This is a genomic window from Streptomyces sp. NPDC051636 (assembly GCF_044453765.1).
In the GTDB taxonomy this organism is placed as follows: domain Bacteria; phylum Actinomycetota; class Actinomycetes; order Streptomycetales; family Streptomycetaceae; genus Streptomyces.
Map to the genome: position 1 here is coordinate 320246 of NZ_JBITDA010000002.1, position 16184 is coordinate 336429.

At 74.0% G+C, this 16184-nt stretch carries 12 protein-coding genes and 1 pseudogene; 9 read left to right on the forward strand and 4 right to left on the reverse strand.

The window, feature by feature from the left end:
* Nucleotides 1-58: 58 nt before the first annotated feature.
* Both ACIBBH_RS05125 and ACIBBH_RS05130 read left to right on the forward strand, forming a co-directional pair.
* On the forward strand, nucleotides 59-1423 hold the full coding sequence (locus ACIBBH_RS05125; RefSeq protein WP_399402053.1) for an FAD-dependent oxidoreductase: 1365 nt from the start codon (nucleotides 59-61) through the stop codon (nucleotides 1421-1423).
* Between the two features lie 178 nt (nucleotides 1424-1601).
* Nucleotides 1602-2567, forward strand: a complete 966-nt coding sequence (locus ACIBBH_RS05130) for a DUF1152 domain-containing protein (protein ID WP_399402055.1) — start codon at nucleotides 1602-1604, stop codon at nucleotides 2565-2567.
* A 478-nt stretch (nucleotides 2568-3045) separates the two neighbouring features.
* On the opposite strand, the gene ACIBBH_RS05135 is transcribed toward ACIBBH_RS05130, so the two are convergent.
* Nucleotides 3046-3180: a hypothetical protein gene (locus ACIBBH_RS05135; RefSeq protein ID WP_399402057.1), complete on the reverse strand. Its 135-nt coding sequence runs from the start codon at nucleotides 3178-3180 to the stop codon at nucleotides 3046-3048.
* A gap of 448 nt (nucleotides 3181-3628) precedes the next feature.
* Here ACIBBH_RS05135 and ACIBBH_RS05140 point away from each other — a divergent pair, with 448 nt between their 5' ends.
* From ACIBBH_RS05140 to ACIBBH_RS05165, 6 genes are all read left to right on the forward strand, one after another.
* Complete coding sequence (locus tag ACIBBH_RS05140; RefSeq protein ID WP_399402059.1) at nucleotides 3629-4801, forward strand: hypothetical protein; 1173 nt, start codon at nucleotides 3629-3631, stop codon at nucleotides 4799-4801.
* Between the two features lie 83 nt (nucleotides 4802-4884).
* A complete protein-coding gene (locus ACIBBH_RS05145) occupies nucleotides 4885-5169 on the forward strand; it encodes a YkvA family protein (RefSeq protein WP_399402061.1) in 285 nt (94 codons plus the stop codon).
* Between the two features lie 42 nt (nucleotides 5170-5211).
* Nucleotides 5212-5907, forward strand: a complete 696-nt coding sequence (locus ACIBBH_RS05150; protein WP_399402063.1) for a 2-phosphosulfolactate phosphatase — start codon at nucleotides 5212-5214, stop codon at nucleotides 5905-5907.
* Between the two features lie 148 nt (nucleotides 5908-6055).
* Nucleotides 6056-8563, forward strand: coding sequence for a SpoIIE family protein phosphatase (locus ACIBBH_RS05155; protein WP_399402065.1), 2508 nt, complete (start codon nucleotides 6056-6058; stop codon nucleotides 8561-8563).
* A 247-nt stretch (nucleotides 8564-8810) separates the two neighbouring features.
* Nucleotides 8811-11384: a SpoIIE family protein phosphatase gene (locus ACIBBH_RS05160; protein WP_399402067.1), complete on the forward strand. Its 2574-nt coding sequence runs from the start codon at nucleotides 8811-8813 to the stop codon at nucleotides 11382-11384.
* 58 nt (nucleotides 11385-11442) lie between these two features.
* Nucleotides 11443-12762, forward strand: a complete 1320-nt coding sequence (locus tag ACIBBH_RS05165) for a tetratricopeptide repeat protein (protein ID WP_399402069.1) — start codon at nucleotides 11443-11445, stop codon at nucleotides 12760-12762.
* 19 nt (nucleotides 12763-12781) lie between these two features.
* Here the strand turns inward: ACIBBH_RS05165 and ACIBBH_RS05170 are convergent, their stop codons facing one another.
* The 3 genes and pseudogenes from ACIBBH_RS05170 to ACIBBH_RS05180 form a co-directional block, all read right to left on the reverse strand.
* On the reverse strand, nucleotides 12782-13018 hold the full coding sequence (locus tag ACIBBH_RS05170; protein ID WP_399402700.1) for a hypothetical protein: 237 nt from the start codon (nucleotides 13016-13018) through the stop codon (nucleotides 12782-12784).
* 309 nt (nucleotides 13019-13327) lie between these two features.
* Nucleotides 13328-13747: pseudogene (locus ACIBBH_RS05175) on the reverse strand (esterase); the annotation flags it as partial.
* A 148-nt stretch (nucleotides 13748-13895) separates the two neighbouring features.
* Nucleotides 13896-15740, reverse strand: a complete 1845-nt coding sequence (locus ACIBBH_RS05180) for a glycoside hydrolase family 15 protein (protein WP_399402071.1) — start codon at nucleotides 15738-15740, stop codon at nucleotides 13896-13898.
* 194 nt (nucleotides 15741-15934) lie between these two features.
* Between ACIBBH_RS05180 and ACIBBH_RS05185 the strand changes: the two genes are divergently transcribed.
* Nucleotides 15935-16141, forward strand: a complete 207-nt coding sequence (locus ACIBBH_RS05185) for a hypothetical protein (protein ID WP_399402073.1) — start codon at nucleotides 15935-15937, stop codon at nucleotides 16139-16141.
* Nucleotides 16142-16184 lie beyond the last annotated feature (43 nt).

Sequence of the window (16184 nt, forward strand, 5' to 3'; positions counted from 1 at the left end):
CTGCCTTAGTTTAGGCTCCCGATCGAGTCGCCTGTCATCGCTCGAAGGGAATCAGATCATGCCGCGCCCGCTGCGGGTAGCCATCGTCGGAGCCGGCCCGGCCGGGATCTACGCCGCCGACGCCCTGCTCAAGTCCGAGGTGGCGGCCGAGCCCGGCGTGTCCATCGACCTCTTCGAGCGGATGCCCGCCCCGTTCGGCCTGATCCGCTACGGCGTGGCCCCCGACCACCCGCGCATCAAGGGCATCATCACGGCCCTGCACCAGGTGCTCGACAAGCCGCAGATCCGCCTGTTCGGCAACGTCGGCTACCCGACGGACATCAGCCTCGACGACCTGCGCGCCTTCTACGATGCCGTGATCTTCTCGACCGGCGCCACGGCCGACCGCGACCTGCCGATACCCGGCATCGACCTCGACGGCTCCTACGGCGCCGCCGACTTCGTGTCCTGGTACGACGGCCACCCGGACGTGCCGCGCACCTGGCCGCTGGAGGCCGAGAAGGTCGCCGTGCTCGGCGTCGGCAACGTCGCGCTGGACGTGGCCCGGATCCTGGCCAAGACGGCGGACGAGCTGCTGCCGACCGAGATCCCGCCGAACGTGTACGAGGGCCTGAAGGCCAACAAGGCGCTGGAGATCCACGTCTTCGGCCGCCGCGGCCCCGCCCAGGCGAAGTTCAGCCCGATGGAGCTGCGGGAGCTCGACCACTCCCCCAACATCGAGGTCGTCGTCGACCCCGAGGACATCGACTACGACGAGGGCTCGATCGAGACCCGGCGCGGCAACAAGCAGGCCGACATGGTCGCCAAGACGCTGGAGAACTGGGCGATCCGGGACGCCGGCGACCGCCCGCACAAGCTGTTCCTGCACTTCTTCGAGTCGCCGGCCGAGATCCTCGGCGAGGACGGCAAGGTCGTCGGCCTGCGCACCGAGCGCACCGCCCTCGACGGCACCGGCAACGTCAAGGGCACCGGCGAGTTCAAGGACTGGGACGTCACCGCGGTCTACCGCGCCGTCGGCTACCTGTCGGAGAAGCTGCCCAAGCTGCCCTGGGACATCGAGTCGGGCACGGTCCCGGACGAGGGCGGCCGGGTCATCGAGGAGTCCGGCGCGCACCTGCAGTCCACGTACGTCACCGGCTGGATCCGGCGCGGCCCGGTGGGCCTGATCGGCCACACCAAGGGTGACGCCAACGAGACGGTGGCCAACCTCCTGGACGACTACGCGAGCGGCCGTCTGCACACGCCCGCCGCCCCCGCGCCGGAGGCCGTGGACGCGTTCCTCGCCGAGCGGAACGTCCGCTTCACCACCTGGGAGGGCTGGTACCGCCTGGACGCCGCCGAGAAGGCGCTGGGCGAGCCGCAGGGCCGGGAGCGCGTGAAGATCGTCGAGCGCGAGGACATGCTGCGGGAGAGCGGGGCGTGAGTCCCGGGGAACGTCTCCCCGCGCGGTGAGTTCGTCGAGGGGGCCGGTGCCGAGACACCGGCCCCTTCCCGCGGTCGGTCCCCCGCCGCCGGGCGGAACCCCGCCGGTCTCGCCGTGCTCGCCGGTCTCGTCGCGATACCCCAACGGGCCGCGGCAGGTGGTCTGTTAGCGTCCTGCGGTGTTCTCCCTCCGTGAACCCGCCTTCTTCACCCGCCTGCGCGACGCGCGGCGGGTGCTCGTCGCCGGTGCGGGCGGCGGCTTCGACGTCTACGCCGGTCTGCCCCTGGCGCTCGCGCTGCGCGCGGCCGGGGCGGAGGTACATCTGGCCAGTCTGTCCTTCTCCGACCTGTACGGCCTCGGCCTGGACGCCTGGGTCGAGCCGGACGTGGCCGCCGTACGGCCGGACACCACGCTGCGCGGTGACTACTTCCCCGAGCGCACGCTCGCCGAGTGGCTCGAGGGACAGGGCCTGCCCTCGACCGTGTACGCCTTCCCCCGTACGGGCGTCGAGCCGCTGCGGGCCGCCTACCGCGGTCTCCTCGCCCACCTGGGCGGGGTGGACGCGGTCGTGCTGGTGGACGGCGGCACCGACATCCTGATGCGCGGCGACGAGCACGGGCTGGGCACCCCGGAGGAGGACATGGCCAGCCTGGCCGCCGTCAACGGGCTGGAGGAGGTGCCGCGCCGGCTGGTGGCCTGCCTCGGCTTCGGCGTGGACGCCTATCACGGCGTCAACCACTCGCTGGTCCTGGAGAACCTGGCCGCACTGGAGCGCGACGGCGCGTATCTCGGGGCGTTCTCGCTGCCGCGGGAGAGCCGCGAGGGGGCCCTCTACCTCGACGCGGTGGAGCACGCCCGGCGGCGCACCGCGAGCCATCCCAGCATCGTCAACGGATCCGTCGCCGCCGCCGTGCGCGGTGACTTCGGGGACGTGCGGTTCACCGAACGGACCAGGAACAGCGAGCTGTTCGTCAACCCCCTGATGTCGCTGTACTTCTGCGTGGACGTGCCCGGTCTGGCCCGCCGCAACCTCTACCTCGACCGGCTGGAGGGCACGGCGCTGATGCGGCAGATCAGCTCGGTCATCGAGCGGTTCCGCGACGAACTGCCCCGGCAGCGTCCGCCCCGGGCCTTCCCGCACTGACTCCGGCTGTCCGGCGGTGACGTCGCCGTTGACGGTGGCGAGCGTCATGCGGTGGCCGTCGGCCGCGGGCGCGGCGCGGTGGGGATCGTGACCGACGGGCGGCCGTGGGCGGTGGTGGCCGTGACCCGGCAGGCGGGGGCGTCGTGCGGCACCGTGACCCGGACCGGGCCGTTGGCGGTGGCCGCCGTGACCCGGCCGGCGCGGTGGCGCAGTCGAGGTCCACATCGCCGTTGACCGATCCGGCCCGCAGCCGCGTCGCGCTGAGCGCCTCCGCCCGCACCGAGCCGTCGCGGGTCACGAGCCGTACGGCGGCCCCGTCCCGTCCGGAACGGGTCACCGTCACACAGCCGTTGACGGTCGTCAGGTCCAGCGCGCCGGACACCCCCCCGCGTCGATGCCGGCGTTGCGGGCCGAGACGGTGACGGCCGTACCCGCCTGGACGGCCACCTCGGGCACGCGGGGGCACCGTCCCGCCCGGTCACCGTGTGCCGGACAGGACAGGTCGCAGGACCCAGGTGTCGCCGTGGTGGGACCAGTGGCCGTCGACGCGCCGGTCGACACCGACCCGGTCGGCTTCGGCGGGGCGCAACCGCAGCCCGTTGTCGGTGGTCACGACCAGCTGATCGGCCGCGGGCCCGCTCGTCGGGGCCCCGAGCGCACGCCCGTCGCCGTGACCCCCACCGCACGCCGCGGCGGCGAGGGCGACCGCGCGGAGAACGGCGGGGCGCCGCAGGCCCGCCGTTGTCGTAGCGTCCCTGTCAGACGGTTTCCCCGCCGGCCGAGGTCCATGGCGGTGGGGGACACGACGACGGCCCGGGCGGGCTGCCGCTGAGCGGACGGGGTCCGCCCCTGAGCGGATGGCGGGCGGGCCCCGTCCGCGCCCCATTGTCGTGCTCGGGACAGATGAGCGGCATGGGTGAACGGCCACAAGCCGCGGTGCGCCGCGCACACCCCGTACGCGCACCGCGCGCCCCGGGCGCGACGCGCCCCCGCCTGACGTGTCGCGATCACCGACAGCGATACTGGGGGGACGCACGCCGTCCCCCTCCGCAGATTGGCTCATGTCGAACTCCGCCACCGACCGCGCCACGACCCCTCGCACCGTGTGGCTGGCGCGCGGCCGCCACAACGGTGCCCCCACCGCCGAGGACGTCCTCCGCCGCAACCTGCGCCGGCTGAAGGTGGACGAGGTCCTCGACGACTTCGCCGAACCGCCGGACCCCGAGGACACGCCCGGGCGGGTCTTCGAGGCACGCTGGCGGGTCGCCGGCGGGGTGACGGTGCGTGCCCGCCTGACGCTTCTGCCTCCGCAGGGCCGGGAGGACGGCAGGAAGTGGCGTCTCGTCGCGGAGGCGGAGCGCCCGTGGGACGACGCGTGGCCGTCGCCCGCCACGATGTTCTGGCCGGACGACGAGGAGACCGCCTGGGACCACCATGACGCGGTGCCGGAGCTGCGCCTGAGGCACGTCAACCCGCTGCCCGCCGACGACAAGGTCATGCGGCGCGTTCTGCGGGACGCGGCGCGCGAGTCCTGGTGCGTCAACGTCGTCGTGCACGAGGCGATGACACCGGACGCCCTCGGGAAGCTGCCGCTGGCGCGGCTGCTGCCGCCGGGGCTGCGGCACCGGGTCGTGGAGCACCGGGCCGCCCCGCACCAGCTGCGCGCCGTCAACTACGCCCTGAAGGACCTCGGCGTCGAGGTGCCGCGCGGCGGAGCAGTGGTCCTCCCGCCGCACCCGGCCCCGCCGGATCACGACGCCCGGGACCACGCCGTACGCAGCGTCTTCCTGGACGGCTCGGAACCGGCCGAACTCATCGACGTACTGCGCCGCTTCACCACCCTGCCACGGCCGCTCCCCGAGGGCGCGGAGCAGGCGCTGACCGGCCTGCGGGAGAAGTGGACGCTGCTGACCCTCGAGGAGGAGCTGGCCCGGCAGCGCGAACTCGTCGCCATGTACGCCGAGGCGCTCGAGGCCATGACGAGGTCCCGCGACCTCTACCGGGAGGCCGCCGAGCGCGCCAACGAGGCGCTGGCCGCCTACCGCGACGCGCCCGCCCCGCCCGCCGAGCGGCCCGCCGCGCCGTCGCCGTCCCCGTTGCAGCAGCTGACCCGGACCTTCGAACGCCTCAAGGTGTCCGCCAAGGCTCTCCGCCCGGCACCCGCCTCCACCGCCGCGCGGGACGCCGGCGACACCGGTGAGGCGGAGGCGGGCGGGACGGACCGGCCGTCGTAACCCGTCCGGAGAGGCGGTAGAGCGGACGGTACGGGGAAAGCGAAGAGGAACCGACCTGCCCGAGGTGCCGAGGAGGAGGCCCCATGGAGGGGACCACCACCCTGCTCGTGGTCGCCGCCGTCATCGCGGCGGCGCTGCTGGTCGCGGCCCTCGTTCTGCTCGTACGACTGGTACGCGCCCGGCGGACCCTGCGCCGGGCCGGCCTCCCCACCGGGTCGCGCTGGGTGTTCTGGGGCGCCGTCCTCTATCTGGTCCTGCCGACCGACCTGCTGCCCGACCCGGTGTACCTCGACGACATCGGCGTGCTGCTTCTCGCACTGCGCAGCATGCGCGCCCGGACACTGCCGCCCGACGGGGCCGGATCCTGACGCGCAGGCCGACCCGGGCACCCCGTCCCTCATCATGGTGGAATGCAGCCGACGTTCACCGGAGTCTCCGGTCTGTCCGTGACGCCCGGAGCCGCCGTCGTCATCGACGTGATGCGCGCGTTCACCGTGGCCGCCGGAGCGTTACGGCTCGGCGCGGAGAAAATCGTGTTCACCGAGACCGCGGAAGAGGCCCTGGATCTGAAGGCCCGTCACCCCGGCTGGCTCGCCTTCCAGGACGGCGCTCCGACACCCGGGTTCGACCTGGCCAACTCGCCCGCCCGGCTCCGTTCGCTCGACGTGGCGGGCCGCACCGTCGTGCAGAAGACCACCGCCGGAACCGTGGGCGCCCTGGCGGTCGCCGACGCCCGGCTCCTGCTGTGCGCGAGCTTCGCCGTGGCCGGTGCGACGGCACGGCTCCTGCGACGCGAGCGGCCGGCGGCGGTCACCTTCGTCATCACCGGCGACGACGGCGCGGCCCAGGAGGACCTGGCCTGCGCCCAGTACATCGCGGCCCGCGCCACCTCCGACACTATCGACCCCGCCCCGTACGTCGCCCGCGCCCGTCACTCCGACGCCGCCGCCCGCCTGGCCGACGGGGTCCGGCGCGGCTGGGCGGGCGTCCACCCCGAGGACGTGGGGCTGTGCCTCGAGGTGGACACGTGCGCGTTCGCCATGGTGGCCGGGCGGGAGGAGGGGCGGTTGGTCCTCCGGGCCGTGGGAAGCCGGCCGGCCGGCTGACGCGCGGAGGGTGAGACGGTCATCCCGCCAGCCGCAGGGTCCAGCACGTCGCAGCCCTTCTTCTCCGCCCAGGTGCGGTTCTCGGCCGTTGTGGCGCATTCTTGCTGTGTCACCCACCCGGCGGCGCACGGACGAGGCAGGGGCCCCGATGACTGGGAGCGGGGAGCACGCAGGCCGGGCCCGCGGACGGCTGGCCCGGCTGCTCGTCGACGCCTCCACGCGGGCGCTCGCCACGGCCGACGGGCGCGTGGCGGGCGTCTACCTGCGCTCCGGCACGCCCGGGCTGCTGCGGCTGGCGGTGCTGGTGGGGCTGCCCGGCCCGCTGTTCCGGCCCTGGTGGCGGCTGCACGTGGACCGGCCCTTCCCGGTCGCCGACGCCTACCGGCTCGGCGTTCAGGTGCTGCTGCCGAACGCCACGCACATGGTCCGCCGGTATCCGCAGTTCGCGGCCGGTCTGCCGTTCCAGTTCGGGTCGGTCTACGTGCCCGTGCCGGGTGCGTCGTCGCCCTTCGGCGTACTGACCGTGCTGTGGCCGGCGGACACGGATTCGGCGGACGAGCTGCCCGACGCCGATCGGCTCGTCCAACTGGCCGAGGATCTGGGCGCCGGCCTGCGCGGCCTCGCGGGCGAGGACGAGAGCGCCGTCGTCTGGGACGGGGAGCCGCTGTGCGTGCGCCCGCCCGCGGCACGTTCCATCCCCTGGCCCGTCGGGCGGTTCACCTGGGACCCGGTCACCTCCGCGGTGACCGCGGACGGCCGGCTCCACGACCTGCTCGGCGTACTGCCCGGGGAGTTCACCGGAAGGGGGGAAGCACTCGCGGAGGCCCTGGCCCCGGCCGACGCCCACCAGATCATGGAGGCGCTCGCCGACACGGCCGCCGGCAGACCGCCGCCGCTGCCGCTGCACGTCCGGGCGGGCGACGGTACCCCGAGGCTGCTGGAGCTGTGGCCCCCGGCGGGCCCGGCCGACGCGTTGCTGGTACGGGGCCTGGTCCTCGATCCCGGCCCCGCCGCGTCCGCCGACGCGGCGGCCGACCCGCTGCCGCACGGCGTGTTCTGCCTGGACCGGCTGGGCGTGATCGTGTACGCCAACACGGCCGCGGCCCGCCTGCTGGGCCAGGAGCGCACCCGGCTGCTCGGGCGTCTCTTCGGGGACGCCCTGCCGTGGCTGAGCCGGCCTCCGTACGAGGATCATCTCCGCGGTGCCCTGCTGTCCCCCGAGCCGGTGCACTTCCACGTCCGGCGCCCGCCGGGGGACGACAGTGAGGGCGACTGGCTGGCGGTGTCCCTCCATGCCGGGCCGGACACGCTCACCTGCACCGTCGTCCCGGCGAGCCGGATGGACACGCCCATGGCCACCCACCTCGACCTGCGACCCGCCGAGCCGGCTCCGGGCGACGTGCCCGACGGTCCCTCGCTGGCGCCGCTGTACCGGCCCATCGCCCTCGCCATCGCGCTGACCGACGCGGTCACCGCCCGCCAGGTGTCGGAGGTCGTCATGCGGGAGCTGCTGCCCGCGTTCGGCGGCCGGCGCCTGGCGATCTACCTGTTGCAGGAACGGCACCTGTACCTGGCCTGGGAGACCGGCTTCCCGCACGGCTTCCTCGCCCCCTTCGAGGGCGTCGGCCTCGACGCCCGCCTGCCCGGAGTCGAGACGCTCACCACGGGCCGGCCGATCTTCTTCGAGTCCATGCAGCAGCTGAACGCCGCCTACCCGGGCATCCCCCTGGACGCCACGGAGGGAGCCCGCGCCTTCCTGCCGCTGATCTCCTCGGGACGCCCGGTCGGCTCCTGCATCCTCGGCTTCGAGCGCCCCCGCGGCTTCAGCACGGAGGAACGTACGGTCCTCACCGCGCTCGCCGGACTGATCGCCCACGCCATGGAGAAGGCGCAGCGCTACGACTCCGAGGCGGCGCTGGCCCGGGGCCTACAGCAGGCGCTGCTGCCCCGGCGGCTGTCGGCGCACCCGCAGGTGGAGACCGCCGGCCGCTATCTGCCCGGCACGCAGGGCATGGACGTCGGCGGGGACTGGTACGACGTCGTCGAGGCCGGGGACGGTCTGGCGCTGGTCATCGGGGACGTACAGGGGCACGGGGTGCAGGCGGCGGCGACCATGGGGCAGCTGCGCAGCGCGGTGCGGGCCTTCGCGCTGGGCGACCGTCCGCCCGACGAGGTCATGAGCGGCACGAACCATCTGCTCATCGACCTCGATCCCGGGCAGTTCGCCAGTTGCTGCTACCTCCGGCTGGACCCCGCCACCGGTCTGGCCCGGGTCGCCCGGGCCGGCCATCCGCCGCCGCTGCTGCGCTCCCCCGACGGGCGCACCCGCGTCCTGGACCTCCCCGGCGGTGTCGTCCTGGGGGTGGACCCGCGCGCGCAGTACCCGGTGGCGGAGCTGAACCTGGAGCCCGGCGCGATCCTCGCCCTGTACACGGACGGGCTCGTCGAGCGGCCCGGCACCGACATCGACGCCGGTATCGGCGCACTGCGCGTCGCCCTCGCCCGGGCCGGGGCCGCAGCCGGGCGGCGGGGCGGCCGCTCCCTGTCCGGCGTCGCCGACCGCCTCACCGCGACGGCCCGCCACGCCACCGACCGCCCCGACGACGTGGCCCTGCTGCTGGCCACCCGCCGTACGACTCCCGGGGGCCCCCGGTGATCCCGGCGCACCCGGGGGGATCACGGGCAGTCACCTCATGAGCCGCCCCTCGCCACCGGAGGCCGGGCAGTGTAGACATGGGCACATGGTCCGACTGTTGGGCCGGACCGCGATGCGGCCGGTCCGTCGGTCCGGGGATCCGCAGGCAGCGCGTCCACCGCGGCCGGACGGAACCGGGCCGCGCCGCACACGGGCCGGCGGGCTGCGGTCGACGCTGGGCGGACGCAGCGTCGCCGGACAGGTCTTCATGCTGCAAGTGGTGATCGTGCTGCTGCTGGTCGTCGCGGCCGTGGTGGCACAGGTGCTCCAGGTACGGCACGACAGCGACCTGGAGGCCGAGAACCGCTCCCTCGCCGTCGCGGAGACGTTCGCCCACGCCCCGGGCACGGTGGCGGCCCTGCGCGGTCCGGACCCGACGGCCGTGCTCCAGCCGAGGGCCGAGGCCGCCCGCAAGGCCAGCGGGGTCGACTTCATCGTCGTGATGAACACCGACGGGATCCGCTACACCCACCCCAAGCCCGACCGCATCGGCAAGAAGTTCGTCGGCACGATCGCGCCCGCGCTGGCGGGGGGCACCGTGACCGAGCACATCAACGGCACGATCGGCCCGCTGGTGCAGGTCGTGGTCCCGGTCAGGGCGCCCGACGGCACCGTCGTGGGCCTGGTGTCGTCCGGCATCACCACCGCGCACGTGGGCGGCGCCGCCGAACAGCAGTTGCCGCTCCTGCTGGCCGCCGCCGCGGCGGCACTCGCGCTGGCCCTCGGCGGGACGGCCTTGGTGAGCAGACGCCTGCTGCGGCAGACGCACGGCCTGGGCCCGTACGAGATGACCCGGATGTACGAGCACCACGACGCGGTACTGCACGCCGTCCGGGAGGGCGTGCTCATCGTCAGCGGCGAAGGGCGGCTGCTGCTCGCCAACGACGAGGCGCACCGCCTCCTGGACCTGCCCGAGGAAGCCGAGCGACGCCACGTGCTGGAACTCGGCCTCGACGACGACACCGCCGGACTGCTGGCCTCCGGCCGGGTCGCCACCGACGAGGTGCACCTGGTCAAGGACCGGCTCCTGGCGATCAACCAGCGGCCGACCGACCTGAGGGGCGGCCCGCCCGGCAGCGTGACCACGCTGCGCGACTCCACGGAGCTGCGCGCCCTGTCGGGCCGGGCGGAGGTGGCGCGCGAACGCCTCAACATGCTGTACGACGCCGGTGTCGGCATCGGCACCAGCCTGGACGTGACCCGCACCGCCCAGGAGCTGGCGGAGCTGGCCGTGCCCCGGTTCGCGGACTTCGCCACCGTGGACCTGTTCGACGCCGTGCTCGAGGGGTCGGAGCCGCAGCCCGGGACCGCCCTGCGCCGCACGGCCTGCAGCGGCATCCGCAAGGACGCCCCGCTGTACCCGGTGGGCGAGCGCATCCGGTTCGTGGCCACCTCCCCCCAGGCCCGCAGTCTCGCCACCGGCCAGTCGGTGGTGGAACCGCGGCTGCGCGAGGCCCCGGGCTGGCTGGCGCAGGACTACGAGCGCGCCGAGCAGGTCGTGGAGTACGGCATCCACTCGCTGATCACGGTGCCGCTGCGCGCGGGCAGCCTGGTGCTGGGCTTGGCGAACTTCTGGCGCTCGGAGAAGCCCGCTCCGTTCGACACCGAGGAGCTGGCGCTCGCCGAGGAACTCGTCGCCCGGGCGGCGGTGTCCATCGACAACGCGCGCCGCTACACCCGCGAGCACACCATGGCGGTCACCCTCCAGCGCAGCCTGCTGCCCCGCAGCCTGCCCGAGCAGAGCGCCCTGGAGATCGCCTACCGCTACCTGCCCGCGCAGGCCGGCGTCGGCGGTGACTGGTTCGACGTGCTGCCGCTGTCCGGGGCCCGGGTGGCGCTGGTCGTGGGGGACGTGGTGGGGCACGGGCTGCACGCGGCGGCCACCATGGGGCGGCTGCGCACGGCGGTGCACAACTTCTCCGCGCTCGATCTGCCGCCCGACGAACTCCTGTCCCTGCTGGACGAGTTGGTGGTCCGCATCGACCAGGACGAGACGCCCGCGGACGGCGCCGCGGTGGTCATCGGCGCGACCTGCCTGTACGCGGTCTACGATCCGGTCGCCCGCCGCTGCACCGTCGCCCGGGCCGGTCACCCCCCGCCCGCCGTGGTCGGTCCCGACGGCGGCGTGGAGTTCCCGGAGGTGCCCGCCGGGCCTCCGCTGGGCCTGGGCGGGCTGCCGTTCGAGGCGGCCGAGCTGGAGCTGGCGGAGGGCAGCCGGCTCGTCCTGTACACGGACGGGCTGGTCGAGGACCGCGACCGGGACATCGACGAGGGCCTGGATCTGCTGCGCACCGCCCTGAAACGGGCCGGGGGCTCGCCCGAGGACACCTGCCGGGCGGTACTCGACCGGCTGCCGGCCCGGCCGAGCGACGACGTCGCACTGATCGTCGCCCGCACCCGGACCCTCGGCGCCGACCGGGTCGCCGGGTGGCAGGTGCCGTCCGAACCGGCGGCCGTCTCCGAGGTGCGGGCTGCGGTGACCCGGCAGTTGGCGGAGTGGGGCCTGGAAGACCTTGAGTTCACCATAGAGTTGATCCTGAGCGAGCTGGTCACCAACGCCATCCGGTACGGCCGTGGGCCCATCGGCGTGCGGCTGCTGCGCGACCGGGCCTTGATCTGCGAGGTGTCCGACAGCAGCACGACCTCACCGCACCTGCGGTACGCGGCGACCACCGACGAGGGCGGACGCGGCCTGTTCCTCGTCGCCCAGCTCGCCGAGCGCTGGGGCACCCGCTACACCCCCACCGGCAAGATCATCTGGGCGGAGCAGGCGCTGCCCTGAGAGCGCCCCGCGAATATGTGTTTGATCGGGCGTCACCCCATCGGTGATGATCTCCGGCATGTTCTCGCGCAGGAATCGCCGCCCGAAGTCCCCTGAACTCCGCAAGGCCTGGGAGTGCCTGGACTCCGGGGACATACCCGGTGCCCTGCGGCTGCTGAGGTCCGGCGCAGCGGACCTGCCGCCGGGTGAGGTGGCCCTGGTGGTCGGGCGGGCGGCGAAGGCGGCGGGCTTCGACGACCTGGAACAGGCGTCCGCCGCCCTCGCGGCACATCCGGACCACGCGCAGGCCCTGTTCGACTTCGGGTACGCGTGCGTGGCACGCGATCTGTCCTTCCTGGCGATCCCCGCCCTGCGTGAGGTACTGCGCACCAATCCGGGCCGGCTGGGGGTCGTACGGGAGCTGGTGTCGGCGTACGAGCGCGAGGGCCGCCACCGCGAGGCCGCCGGGGAACTGGCCCGGCACGAGGCGGACTTCGCCGACTGGCCCGACCGCTACCTCCTGGTGTTCAACGCGGTCATGTCCGGCGACCTCGCCCTGGCCCGGCGTCAGCACGCGCTCCTGCCGGATCCGGAGGACTCGATGTGGCAGCCGGCCCGGGAGCGGCAGAACCGCATGCTGGAGCGCGCCGCCGCGGTGGAACAGGCCGGCCCGCTGGACCCGGCCGACCTGCGCGGCTGGCAGTACGTGATCGGCGGGACCGTGCTCGGCACGCTCTCCCCGTACGGCTTCGACGCGGGCATGGCGGGCCGCTACGCCTGGCTGCAGGACACCCCCGACCAGTGCCTGCGGGGCCTGCTGCGGCTGCGGACGCTGCTGGCGGCCGCCGGGGTGCGGCCGCGGTCGGTGTCCCTGCTGCCGGACCGGGGTTCGCGGATCCTGGGTCTGGCCGCCGCCACGGTGCTGGACCTGCCGGCGGAGCCCTTCGCGGCCGGGCGCGAGGACACCGTGGTCGTGGCGTACGACCTGAACGAGCTGGCCCGGGAGGACGGCGGCCCCGAGATCACCGGCCAGCTCTTCGAGCGTGCCCCGGGACAGGTGCTCCACGAGCACGCGAGCTGCTGGACCGACGCCCCCGCCATCACGGCCGACAGCGTGACCCTGCTGCACCAGTCGGTGGTGGCGCCGTGGGGTGAACACCTGCGTCAAGGGACCGACGGCGGACTGGAGCAGGGCCCGGCCGACGACCGGCCCGACGCGGAGATCGCCGCCGACATCACAGGAGCGGACCCGGCCGCCGACGAGGGCGACGGCTCGGGTCCGGCGGACCACGACGAGGCGTTCGCCGCCTTCGTCACGGCCGTGCGCGGCACCTGGCTGCGCGGGGACCGGGCCCGCCTTCCCTCTGCCGGACCGGTGGCCGGTACCCGCTTCGCCTGAGGCGCCGGGACTGCGTCGGTCAGCTGCCGTTCAGCCGCGAGCGCAACAGCTGCTTGCCCAGCTCGGCGCCCTTGCGGCTGTCGGCCTGCGCCTTGCGGAACAGGTCGACGACCTCCTGGTCCTTGTCGCGTTCCGCGTCCTGGATGTACTGCTCCAGGCGGAGGGCGTTGCTCAGGCACGCCTCGACGTACCAGATGAGGTTGTAGTCCTTGTCCCGGGTGCCGGTGACGTCACCGGTCTCGGTGCTGCTGGTCATAAGGGTCTCCTCCCTTTCCTGACCCTGCGTCGCTGTCCTTTTCGGGAGCTCACCGGGTACCCAGACGGCCGGCGGTGACACCGGCCCGGTCAGGGACAACTCGTCGATCACCGCGCCGAAGCGGGCCGCGTGGCCGTCGGTGTCCGCCGGCCGCACTGGGCGCCCCAGGCGTCGTCCGCCTCGGCGGTGCCGGGGATGCCGGGGCTGTTCCGGTCGAAGGACTGGGCGCCGGTCCCGGTCGGGCCCGCGCGGGCGCCGCGCCAGCCACACCGCGCCGGCGACGGTGCCGATGTCCTCGCCGGGCGCGCCGACGGCCAGGTCCGCGTAGCCGTCTGCGTCCACGTCGGCGACCGGGAGGCCGGCGCCCCAGGCGTCGCCCTGCTCGGCGGTGCCGGGCAGGCCCGGGGAGTTCTGTGACCACCACTGCGCGGACGTGCCGGGCCCCTGGGTGCCGGCCGGCCCGTCCTCGCCGCCGTAGTAGACGCCGACCAGACCGCCGGGCGCGCCCGCGTCCCCGGTGGACTCGTCGGCGGCGCCGAGCCGGCCGAGGTCGTCGCAGCCGTCGCCGTCGAAGTCGCTGTTGTGGTCTGCGGCGGTGGTGCCGCCGGGGACGCCCGCGAAGGCGGACGGTGCGGCGAGGATGCCGGCGCCGGCCAGCAGCAGGAAGGATGCGGCCGTGACGGCGGCGGAGGTCGTGGTGCGCCGGGTCGTGCGTGCGATGCGGGTCATGTCCCGTTCGTGGGTGGTTGATGGTCCGTCGGTTCTCTTCTGGTTGCCGGCGTCCGGTTCGACAGGCGAGGTCCGGGGCAGTTGTGGCGCCGCGCGCGGCTGTGACACGCCGGTGACAGCCGTTGCGGGAGCACGACGCTCCGCACGGTCAGCCGAGGGCGCGGTCCAGGTTGAACGCGGCGCTGATCAGGGACAGGTGGGTGAACGCCTGCGGGAAGTTGCCCTGTTGCTCGCCGGTGCGGCCGATCTCCTCCGCGTACAGGCCGAGATGGTTGGCGTAGGTGAGCATCTTCTCGAACGCCAGCCGTGCCTCCTCCAGCCGTCCGGCGCGCACCAGCGCCTCGACGTACCAGAACGAGCAGATGGAGAAGGTGCCCTCGTCGCCGCGCACTCCGTCGGGGCTGGCCTGCGGGTCGTAGCGGTAGACGAGGGAGTCGGAGACCAGCTCCTCGGTCAGGGCGTCCAGGGTGGACAGCCACTTGGGGTCGGTGGGGGCGATGAACTTGGCCAGCGGCATCATCAGCACGGAGGCGTCCAGGACGTCGCCGTCCTCGTGCTGGACGAAGGCGCGGCGCCGCGGCGACCAGCCGCGAGCCATGATCCGCCGGTAGATGGTGTCGCGGCTCTGCCGCCAGCGGCGGATGTCGGCGGGCAGGCCGCGCCGGTTGGCGAGGCGCATGGCCCGCTCGATGGCCACCCAGCACATCAGGCGGGAGTAGAGGAAGTTCTTGCGGCCGCCGCGGGTCTCCCACACGCCCTCGTCGGGCTGGTCCCAGTGGTCGCAGACCCAGTCGACCAGCTGGCACACGTCGTCCCACTGGTCGCTGGAGATGGGCTGGGCCCACTTGTCGTAGAGGTAGATGGAGTCGATGAGGGCGCCGTAGATGTCGAGCTGGAGCTGGTCGGCGGCGGCGTTGCCGACCCGGACCGGGGCGGAGCCCTGGTGGCCCGACAGGTGCGGTAGTTCGCGCTCGGGCAGGTCGGTGCGGCCGTCGATGCCGTACATGATCTGCAGCGGGCCGGACGCGGTGCCGTCACCGGGGCTGATGTGGGTGGTCAGGAACCGCATGAACGCCTCGGCCTCGCCGGCGAAGCCCAGCCGCAGCAGGGCGTACACGGCGAAGGCGGCGTCGCGGACCCACACGTAGCGGTAGTCCCAGTTGCGTTCGCCGCCGAGCTGTTCGGGGAGGCTGGTGGTGGGCGCGGCCACGATGGCGCCGGTCGGCGCGTAGGTGAGCAGCTTCAGGGTGAGGGCGGAGCGGTGCACCATCTCGCGCCAGCGGCCGCGGTAGCGGGACTGCGACAGCCAGCGCCGCCAGTAGGCGACCGTGGCGGCGAACTGGTGCTCGGCCTCGGTGCGGGCGCAGCCGCGCGGTCGCACGCGGTCCCCGACCTGGTCGAGGGCGAACACCGCGGACTCGCCCTCCTCGAGCTTGAAGTCGGCGAGCGCGTCCACGCCGTCGCTCTGCAGCGCCACGGTCGCGGTCAGCGCGAGGGACATGTCCCGGGACTCGAAGAGGGCGGTGTCGCCGAGCATGCCCAGGCTGTGCGGGGCGGCGCCGTAGTCGAAGCGCGGTGCGACGCGGGCCCGGAAGGGGACGGTGCCGCGGACGCACAGGACGCGGCGGATCAGGCGGTGCCGGCCGGCCTCGGCGGGCTCGGTGGTCTCCCCGGTCACGGGCATGAAGTCCTGGATCTCGCCGACGCCGTCCTCGGTGAAGAACCGGGTGATCAGTACGTTGGTGTCGGGGAAGTAGAACTGCTTGGTCCGGGCCGGTACGGCCGCCGCGAGCTCGAAGGCGCCGCCGCGCTCGGCGTCCAGGATCGCCGCGAACACGCTGGGCGCGTCGAAGGCCGGGCAGCAGTACCAGTCGATCGTGCCGTCGCTGCCGACCAGGGCCACGGTGCGCAGGTCGCCGATCAGCCCGTGCTCGGCGATCGGCAGGGGGCGGGGGCGCCCGGGTGTGTCCTGCTGAGGCTGTGTCCCGGCCATGGGCGGCCTCCCCGGTGCGGGCGTGCGGACTCCTCCAGCTTAAGCGCGGGTTTCCCTTCGCCGTGTCCAGGTACCTCGTACTTCGTCATCGGGGCCACCCGCCCTTCCGGATGCACGGCGCGGCCGGGCGGTGAATGGTGAGAGTGGGCCCCGGTCTCGCAGCACGGGCCATCCGGACCCCAGGAGGAGGCATCATGTCGACGTCAGAACCCGAAACGTCCCGGTCGTCCGACGACCTGCGCACCCCGGACTCGCTGCTCCACACCGGCTCCGGAGGCCAGGTCTCGCCGGAGGACCTGGTGCTGGCGACGGGCCGGGACCTCACCCCGTCGAACCTCGAGTGGGCCCAGCGCAAGCTGGCGGCGGAGGGTCCGGCGGCGATGGAGAAGCTGCTGCCCTAGGGTCCGCGGACCCGGTGGGACCACCGGTTCCCGGCGCTCGCCC